The organism is Kitasatospora sp. NPDC057542, from assembly GCF_042801945.1.
Taxonomy (GTDB): domain Bacteria; phylum Actinomycetota; class Actinomycetes; order Streptomycetales; family Streptomycetaceae; genus Kitasatospora.
This window is the reverse complement of sequence record NZ_JBHVFE010000489.1, coordinates 1-6,571: the sequence shown is the minus strand read 5'-3', so window position 1 is coordinate 6,571 and position 6,571 is coordinate 1. Positions and strand designations below refer to the sequence as shown.

Annotated in this window: 10 protein-coding genes and 2 pseudogenes; 4 read left to right on the top strand and 8 right to left on the bottom strand. The window is 69.5% G+C overall.

Translation table 11 applies throughout. The annotated features are described in order from the left end of the window. Positions 1 to 34 precede the first annotated feature (34 nt). Both ACFU7Y_RS37440 and ACFU7Y_RS37435 read right to left on the bottom strand, forming a co-directional pair. Complete coding sequence (locus ACFU7Y_RS37440; RefSeq protein WP_224280917.1) at positions 35 to 454, bottom strand: YciI family protein; 420 nt, start codon at positions 452 to 454, stop codon at positions 35 to 37. A 234-nt stretch (positions 455 to 688) separates the two neighbouring features. Beyond that, the gene (locus tag ACFU7Y_RS37435) at positions 689 to 841 is read right to left on the bottom strand and encodes a hypothetical protein (RefSeq protein WP_224280918.1); all 153 of its coding nucleotides are present in this window, start codon (positions 839 to 841) and stop codon (positions 689 to 691) included. Between the two features lie 260 nt (positions 842 to 1,101). Between ACFU7Y_RS37435 and ACFU7Y_RS37430 the strand changes: the two genes are divergently transcribed. Next, entirely contained in the window at positions 1,102 to 1,362 is a 261-nt protein-coding gene (locus tag ACFU7Y_RS37430; RefSeq protein WP_380771033.1) for a hypothetical protein, read from the top strand. A gap of 52 nt (positions 1,363 to 1,414) precedes the next feature. Here the strand turns inward: ACFU7Y_RS37430 and ACFU7Y_RS37425 are convergent, their stop codons facing one another. Beyond that, the gene (locus tag ACFU7Y_RS37425) at positions 1,415 to 1,678 is read right to left on the bottom strand and encodes a hypothetical protein (protein ID WP_224280919.1); all 264 of its coding nucleotides are present in this window, start codon (positions 1,676 to 1,678) and stop codon (positions 1,415 to 1,417) included. Positions 1,679 to 1,861: 183 nt separating this feature from the next. Further along, positions 1,862 to 2,545: a TetR/AcrR family transcriptional regulator gene (locus ACFU7Y_RS37420; RefSeq protein WP_224280920.1), complete on the bottom strand. Its 684-nt coding sequence runs from the start codon at positions 2,543 to 2,545 to the stop codon at positions 1,862 to 1,864. Positions 2,546 to 2,692: 147 nt separating this feature from the next. Between ACFU7Y_RS37420 and ACFU7Y_RS37415 the strand changes: the two genes are divergently transcribed. After that, the gene (locus ACFU7Y_RS37415; protein ID WP_380771032.1) at positions 2,693 to 3,211 is read left to right on the top strand and encodes a hypothetical protein; all 519 of its coding nucleotides are present in this window, start codon (positions 2,693 to 2,695) and stop codon (positions 3,209 to 3,211) included. A gap of 161 nt (positions 3,212 to 3,372) precedes the next feature. Further along, the gene (locus tag ACFU7Y_RS37410) at positions 3,373 to 3,720 is read left to right on the top strand and encodes a hypothetical protein (RefSeq protein WP_224280922.1); all 348 of its coding nucleotides are present in this window, start codon (positions 3,373 to 3,375) and stop codon (positions 3,718 to 3,720) included. Positions 3,721 to 3,959: 239 nt separating this feature from the next. Here ACFU7Y_RS37410 and ACFU7Y_RS37405 read toward each other — a convergent pair whose 3' ends face one another. From ACFU7Y_RS37405 to ACFU7Y_RS37395, 3 genes and pseudogenes are all read right to left on the bottom strand, one after another. Then, complete coding sequence (locus tag ACFU7Y_RS37405) at positions 3,960 to 4,304, bottom strand: hypothetical protein (RefSeq protein ID WP_224280923.1); 345 nt, start codon at positions 4,302 to 4,304, stop codon at positions 3,960 to 3,962. Between the two features lie 63 nt (positions 4,305 to 4,367). After that, positions 4,368 to 5,072, bottom strand: a complete 705-nt coding sequence (locus ACFU7Y_RS37400) for an IS5 family transposase (RefSeq protein ID WP_380771031.1) — start codon at positions 5,070 to 5,072, stop codon at positions 4,368 to 4,370. 47 nt (positions 5,073 to 5,119) lie between these two features. After that, a pseudogene (locus ACFU7Y_RS37395) lies at positions 5,120 to 5,293 on the bottom strand (transposase); the annotation flags it as partial. Positions 5,294 to 5,436: 143 nt separating this feature from the next. On the opposite strand from ACFU7Y_RS37395, the pseudogene ACFU7Y_RS37390 reads away from it, so the two are divergent. After that, positions 5,437 to 5,865 (top strand): annotated as a pseudogene (locus ACFU7Y_RS37390) (transposase); the annotation flags it as partial. Positions 5,866 to 5,940: 75 nt separating this feature from the next. On the opposite strand, the gene ACFU7Y_RS37385 reads toward ACFU7Y_RS37390, so the two are convergent. Further along, the gene (locus ACFU7Y_RS37385) at positions 5,941 to 6,318 is read right to left on the bottom strand and encodes a nuclear transport factor 2 family protein (RefSeq protein ID WP_224280924.1); all 378 of its coding nucleotides are present in this window, start codon (positions 6,316 to 6,318) and stop codon (positions 5,941 to 5,943) included. Positions 6,319 to 6,571 lie beyond the last annotated feature (253 nt).

Sequence of the window (6,571 nt, the reverse complement as noted above, 5' to 3'; positions counted from 1 at the left end):
GCGGCGCTCGGCGGGCCGTCGACGGCCGGGGGCGTCACAGCTGGCCGGTCCGCTCGCGCCACGCCCGCTCCTTGACGATCCACTCGTTGTCCTGCGGGAACTCCTCGATGCCCGGCACGCGGCGGACCTCACACTTCGAGCCCGGGAACGCCGGGAGCCGCTTGGCCCACTCGACCGCTTCCTCCTTCGACGCGACGTCGATCAGGTAGAAACCGCCGAACAGTTCCTTCGTTTCACCGTACGGCCCATCGGTGACCACTGGGGTCTGGCCACTGAAGTCGACCACCACGCCCTGGGACGGGTCGTCCAGACCCTCCGCGGCGACGAGCACCCCCGCCCGGATCAGCTCGTCGTTGAAGCGGCCCACCGTCTCCAGCATCTCCTCGAACGGCGTGGCCATCATCTTCGCGACGGACTCGTCCGTGCCCCGCATGATCAGCATGTACTTCGCCATCGTCAGCCTCCTTGATCGGGGATCGTCTCTCGACCCTCTCAGTCCCAGGTCGAACGGCGCAGCCACAGATCGACACGACGGAAGGAAATCTTTCAGGCCTTCGCACCACGTTGGTGCCGACGGAAGCCGGGAGACCGCGGCGTGAGCGGGAACCGAGGAGCACGGAGCAGGCCAAGTAGCGCGAAACTCCGGCCATCTACGGTGCACCGTCACAGCCGGGCAGGCGGGAGAAGGTCAGCGCCACTGGTAGGAGGCGCTGGTCATCGCCGGGAGCAGCATCGGGCCCACGGCCGCGCCGGTGTCGGGTCGGGTGGCCTGGTCGAGGGCGGGGCTGATGTCCGGGTAGAGGTGGAGGGCGGCCGCACCGGTCGGCGGCAGCCACACCACCGGCGCCCGGTCGGGGTCGTCCTGCTCTTGTCGCGCTGCGCCTGACCGCCGAGCAGGCCGCGGCCCTCGATCTCGCCGAGGGCCGGGAGTACGAGATCACCGGCGTCGTCCGGGCCGCGGACGGGAAGGCCATCGCGTTCCCCGACACGGTCGTCCACACCATCCCGGCCCGCTGGCTGCGCCCGCCCGGCGAGCGGCCGGAGCTCCACCCGGACACGGACCACTTCCATCGCGCTCCGGTGTGCCGGGACGCGGACGGGATGACACCGGCGGAGATCGACCACGCGGTGGGGAAGGCACTGGAGCAGCTCCGAGGCCTGGCGCTGGAGGACCCGAACGTCGACCATTCGATGCTCACCGCCGAGGCGGACCACCAGGAGTGGCTGCGGATCGCCGAACGGGTGCGGGCGGCCCATCTGGCCGCCTACGACCCGCGGACCGATCCGAACGCGGTGGAGCACCCGCCGCTGATCCGCTTCCGGCAGAACCTGACGAAGGCCGGCGTGTCCTCTGACAAGTGATCTCGACTGTCGGCCAGGTGAGTTTGACCGCCCGCTCACTCGGCAGCCGGGTTCAGCTGTCGTTCGAGGCAACCTCGGCAAGGGCCTGAAGCAGGAAGGTCGTCACTGTCCCAGGGTCTGCGCCCTTGCCCCAGAGACAGTCAGCCGTGCGCTCGTCCAGGTCGACGTTCTCCAGCACGTAGCCGTCGGCGATTTCGTCACCGCCGGGGCGCTCGCGCACCAGGACATGCGCGGGCCGGTCCCGGGGCCCGGCCACCGTCTCGAAGTCCTCAACGTCAGGGCAGCCCCGGAACTGGTACACCCGCTGCTCCGCCACGCCTGTCGTCTTCCCAGCGTGATCGAGATCGCCAACGAGCTGGCCCGGATCTCGGGCCCGCTCCAGGAGCCGGCGGAGGCCAGGAGCCGCTCCTGACCGCCGCATGAGTGCGGGCGCCACGCAGAAGCCCAGGCCTGCATGCTGTGCGGGCCTTCGGTACCCGGCGGCCGCGCTGACCGTTTGTCAGCTGTTCGTCCGACGCAGGCGGTCCTCCAGGCCGTCGAGGAGGGACTGGAGGCCGAAGTCGAAGGTGTCGTCCGGGGCCTCGGCGTAGTCGGTGGAAGCGGCGGAGTCGATCCGGGCGCGTAGCCGGGGGAACCCGGAGGCGGCCTCGACGGCCTGCTTCATCACCGCGCCGAACACCTCCTCGGCGTCGCCGCCCTCGCGTTCGATCCTGCGGGTGAGCGAGGTGGTGGCGGCGGCGGGTGCGGCGTTGCCGAGGACGTAGGTGAAGACCGAGGCGGCGGCCCGGTCGGCCTGCGAGCCGGTGAAGCCGGCCTTCTCGTAGACGGCGAGGCTGTGGTCGTCGTGGCGGGCCTTGCCGGTGCCGTGGAAGAGGTGGGTGGCGAAGGCCTGCACCAGCCAGGGGTGGCGGGTGAGCATCGCGTGCAGGTCGTGGGCCATGGCGGTGGCGGCGGTGCGCCAGTCGACCGCGTCGAGGTCGGGGAGACGGATCTCGTCCCAGACCTGGTCCCCGGCGAGGGTGAGGAGGCCGTCCTTGTTCTTGACGTGCCAGTAGACGGCGGTAGCGGCGGAGTTCAGGCGCTTGCCCAGTGCGCGCATGTTGAGGCCTTCCAGGCCTTCGGTGTCGAGCAGCTCGACGGCGGTCCGGACGATCTGTTCGCGGGTCAGCGTGTCGCGTGGCATGCGTTCACGATAGGTCACCGCAGCCCGTCTTGCACAAAGTTCAAGAAGGCACTTGCACAGCGTTCAACTCGACCCCTACAGTTCTCGGCACCGGAACTTGAACTATGTAAAAGTCGCTCGGAGAACCCGCCCCAGAAGGAGAATCCCGTGAACACGCTCGCCGCCGCCGCCCAGATCCTCGTCGCCGCCGCCTTCGCCTCCATCCCGCTACTGCGCCACCGTTTCGGCGCCGTCGCCAAGGCCGCCGCCGTCACCGAGCTGCAGCGCCAGGGCATCCGCCCGGCCGTCCTGGAGGAGAACAGGCTCCGCTTCGACGCCGGCGGCCACGAATGGTGGGCCCCGGGCTCCTTCGCCGCCGCGAGCCTCACCGCCGCCGCCCTCAACCTGGCCGGCAACCCGCTCGGCACCACGCTGACCTGGGCTTTCTCCACGCTCACGTTCCTCGCCAACATCCTGATCCTGCAGAGCCAGCTCGGTGCGGTGAAGTCCGTGCAGGCCGCCTTCCACCGCAAGGGCGACCCCGAGCTGGCCCGGGTCGACGTCCCCGCCTTCCTCAAGGCCGCCGAGGACGCCTTCCCGGCCTGGACCCGGATCCTCCAGAACGTCCGCCACACGGTGGTATTCGCCGGCTCCGCCCTCGCCCTGACCGCCGCCGCCATTGCCTGACACACACCGAACTCATCCCGACCGCTCTTACTTCTCACCAGCACTGAGCAGCGATCACAGCACCTCGTGCTCTCCGAAGTCACCAACAGCTGCTCTCAGAACTCACCTACGCAGCCAACCTGGTCGAGCGGGAGCTCCTGGGCCGGGACGTCGTCCCGGGCATGTGGACCTACCAGCTGATCGAGGCGTACGACCGCACCTACCACCGCGTGTTCACCGCTGTCGAGGAACAGGTCCGCCAAGGCCTCGCCGCCGGCCGCCGGCACCTGGCCGAGGCCGGGATCCAGCAGGCCGCCCGAGCCCGCCACCGCAGGCGCACCGCCCCGTACGGCCCGCGCCTCGCGGCTGCGCTGCTGGAAGACCAGGGGCAGTGCGGTCCGGTGTGCTGGAGCACGGCCGAGTCCGGCCACCAGGTCAACGACGGCGGCTACTCGTACCGCAACCCGGCCAACCGCTTCGCCCTGCCAACTGACCGGCTCGCCCGCGTGACGGCAGCGCTGGCCTTGTGAGTGGCATCCGGTGCGACGTTGTGGCGTCGTTCATGCGTGCCGGAACGGCAGGTCACAGGTCACCGGGCCGCGGTCAGCCCTGCGGCCTGCGGATCGAGTCAGGCAGCGCGAGAACCAACGGCAAGTCGACCAGACACCCGCCCGAAGCCGCAGGTCAAGCTCGCTCAGAATGACAAGTGATGCTGGAACCTACAACGGTCCGGGGGTAGCGTGGCATGCCGGCTCCGCGTTCAGGGTGATCATCCCGCCACGGCGGCTGTGCCACCGCTGTTGGACGTCTCAGCGAGGGCGGTGGGCTTCGTCGCTGCCGCGACGGTGCCCGTGGCGTCCGGGAGCCACAGCTCGGCGGAGCGCGGTCGCGCCGCCGAGCCCCGGCCCGAGGACTCCACCCTCACGCGCCGTCGTTCGAGCTGCCCCCAGCCGTCCTGCACTCCGGACCAGTGCCGGGCGGTCACGTCCAGGCGCAGGTGGGCACCGGGCCACGGGCCGGGGGTGATCAGGACGGTCCCGGCCCGGCGCAGGTGGCCGACGAGGCGGTCGACGGCCCGCGGCGCCAGGCTCCGGGGAGGGGCTGCGGCCAGCACGACGGGGCACGCGGCGGCCAGTCGAAATTTGACCGGTGCTGAAATTAGGTTCTGTCCGCGCGATCATGAGCGGAGCCAGATGATCAGCGCGGCGACCGTGACCGTGCCGAGGAAGACGTAGACGCGTTTGTCATATCTGGTCGCGACGGTGCGGTAGTTCTTCAGCTTGTTGATCGCGCGCTCGACGACGTTGCGCTTCTTGTATCGCTCTTTGTCGAATCCGGGCGGTCGACCGCCGGCGCTTCCCCGCTTGCGGCGGTTGGCTGCCTGGTCGGCCTTCTCGGGGATGGCGTGTCGGATCGCCCGTCGCCGCAGGTAGCGGCGGGTGCGCCGGTTGCTGTACGCCTTGTCGGCGCTGACGCTGTCGGGCGTGGTACGGGGGCGGCCGGTCGTCATACGCGGAACCCGGATCTTGTCCATGACGGGCTCGAACTGGGTGCAGTCGGCGCGCTGCCCCGGCGTGACGACCAGGGACAACACCCGATAGTACCCCTTCGCACTCAGGTGGATCTTGGTGGTGTGGCCGCCCCGGGATCGCCCGAGGGCCTCTCCGGCCGCACCACCGCCACCAGGCAGTTGAACAGCTCTGTCCACATCCGAGCATTCCTGATCGCGTGCGCGGCGCCCCCTTTGAGGACCGGCGGTGCATGGCGGGCTCCGGCCACGTGGTGGTGCGCACGGATCGACGTGGAGTCGACGGAGATGTCCCAGTCGATCCCACCGGCGGCATCCGCCTCCGCCTGGACCCGCTGGAGCAGGCGCTCCCACGTCCCGTCCGCCGACCAGCGGCGATGCCGCTCATGGACCGTCTTCCACGAACCGTAGCGCTCAGGAAGGTCCCGCCACGGCACGCCCGTTCGCGTCCGGCACAGGATGCCGTTGATGACCTGCCGATGGTCCCGCCACCTGCCACAACGCCCGTTACCCACCGGCAGCAGCGGCCGAAGCCGCTCCCACTGGCCGTCAGTCAGATCACCCCTACTCCCCATAGTCACATCAACGACTCAACTGATCGGCAGGACACGGCCTAGTCCGCGGTACAGCCCCAGTAAGCGATCTCCAGGATGATCACCGCCAGGATGCTGCCCTCACGGCGGACCGCCGATCTGATCGACGGGCACTGGCGGCTGCTGACCGCCTGTGGGACGTCAACCGACGCCGCAAGGGCACCGCCAACACCCTGGCCGCGCCGAAGTCGATCCGCGCCGCCCGACCCGACGGCGCCCCGATCTACATCATCCTGGACAACCTCTCCGCCCACACCGGCGCCGACATCCGCCGCTGGGCGAAGAAGAACACGGTCGAGCTGTGCTTCACCCCGACCTACACATCCTGGGCCAACCCGATCGAGGCCCACTTCGGCCTGCTGCGGCAGTTCACCCTGGCCAACTCCCACCACCGCAGCCACCCCACGCAAACCCAGGCACTGCACCGCTACCTGCGCTGGCGCAACGCCAACGCCCGCCACCCCGACGTACTTGCCGCCCAACGCAAGGAACGCGCCCGCATCCACAGCGAGAAGGGCATCCGCTGGGGCGGACGCCCCCTCAACGCCGCAGCCCGACCGACCGCGAACCGCAGCCCCGGAGTACCGAAAGGGACAAGTTCACGAGAAGGACAGCGACAGAAGGACGACTCAGGAGGCGGACGGCTCGATCTCCCCCGCAAAGACGATGACCTGGTCGATGAGGCTCCGCCGCAGATGGACGACGTCCGTTCCCGCCAGGCGGGGGCCTCCATCCGGCGTGGTGAAGACCCACTGGTACCGGGCCCACTCGCCAGGCATGTCCACCGCTGAGCAGCGCGCCATCGTGCCGGTCCCCGCCGGGTGGCGCCGGATGTCCAGCACGAACCGCTCGACCGCCGCGATTCCTTCGCTGCGACCCAACGGCCCCCAGAAGACCACATCTGAGGTCAGGGCCTGGGAGAGCAGGGCAGTCACATAACTGTCGTCCGAGGCGTTAAACGCGGAGATGAACGTGTCGATCGCGGAACGTGCCGTCTCTTCCTGCATGCCCCAGTAATACCAGCCGTTGCACGTGCGCTCGTCCCGCAAGCCGCTTTCCGATCACGGTAGACCATCCGTGCCGACAGCCGCGCCGGCGCGGGTCGAAATCGGCGCACCAACGGTGCCAAAACGTCCCCGGGTCTACCCACAGCTCCATAAAAACGCAGGTCAGCGATCCAGCGCACCTTCGGTGCGCGCCGGGGGCCTGGTAAATGCCGTGGCGCGCGCCCGAGGTGCGCTTCCGGACGCCTCTGACGAG

What these genes read in the sequence shown, in the direction of transcription:
- ACFU7Y_RS37420 (WP_224280920.1), bottom strand. Translation starts at nt 2,545, where the DNA reads ATGCCACGCGACACGCTGACCCGCGAACAGATCGTCCGGACCGCCGTC.
- ACFU7Y_RS37410 (WP_224280922.1), top strand. Translation starts at nt 3,373, where the DNA reads ATGTGGACCTACCAGCTGATCGAGGCGTACGACCGCACCTACCACCGC.
- ACFU7Y_RS37440 (WP_224280917.1), bottom strand. Translation starts at nt 454, where the DNA reads ATGGCGAAGTACATGCTGATCATGCGGGGCACGGACGAGTCCGTCGCG.
- ACFU7Y_RS37430 (WP_380771033.1), top strand. Translation starts at nt 1,102, where the DNA reads ATGACACCGGCGGAGATCGACCACGCGGTGGGGAAGGCACTGGAGCAG.
- ACFU7Y_RS37385 (WP_224280924.1), bottom strand. Translation starts at nt 6,318, where the DNA reads ATGCAGGAAGAGACGGCACGTTCCGCGATCGACACGTTCATCTCCGCG.